The sequence below is a fragment of the Pseudalkalibacillus decolorationis genome (assembly GCF_024609785.1).
Classification (GTDB): domain Bacteria; phylum Bacillota; class Bacilli; order Bacillales; family Fictibacillaceae; genus Pseudalkalibacillus; species Pseudalkalibacillus decolorationis.
Window position 1 is genome coordinate 1 of record NZ_JANHJQ010000076.1, and the last position, 603, is coordinate 603.

The window sequence follows — 603 nt, forward strand, 5'->3', positions numbered from 1 at the left end:
AATTTCGTCGTCCGTTTTGTTCCTCCGGTCCTCATTTAGCTGAACTAAACTCCGGTCCTCGGAAACTTCACGTCCTCGAACTTCTTGCTTCTCGTGAACTAATGGTTAATGATGGTTCTTCATGATGCCGAAGCATCACATTAACGCATAGTTTCGATGTCTTGTTTTTCAAGAATTTTCGTTATCTAGTTTTCAAGGAACGTGTTTTCTCCGACTTGTCGGAGAACGTTTGAATGAGAAAAAGCTCATTCAAAACTGAACAAAAACCTAAGCGTGATTTGCTCCGAAGAGCGGTAATGTCCTAAAAGGACTCCTTAGAAAGGAGGTGATCCAGCCGCACCTTCCGATACGGCTACCTTGTTACGACTTCACCCCAATCATCTGTCCCACCTTCGGCGGCTGGTTCCTAGGTCAACGCTTACGAAGCGAGTTGCTCCGCAAACTCTTAGGTTACCCCACCGACTTCGGGTGTTACAAACTCTCGTGGTGTGACGGGCGGTGTGTACAAGGCCCGGGAACGTATTCACCGCGGCATGCTGATCCGCGATTACTAGCAATTCCGGCTTCATGCAGGCGAGTTGCAGCCTGCAATCCGAACTGAGA

Annotated in this window: 1 rRNA gene; it reads right to left on the reverse strand. The window is 48.4% G+C overall.

The window, feature by feature from the left end:
• Positions 1-318 precede the first annotated feature (318 nt).
• A 16S ribosomal RNA gene (locus tag NON16_RS25395) occupies positions 319-603 on the reverse strand; the annotation flags it as partial.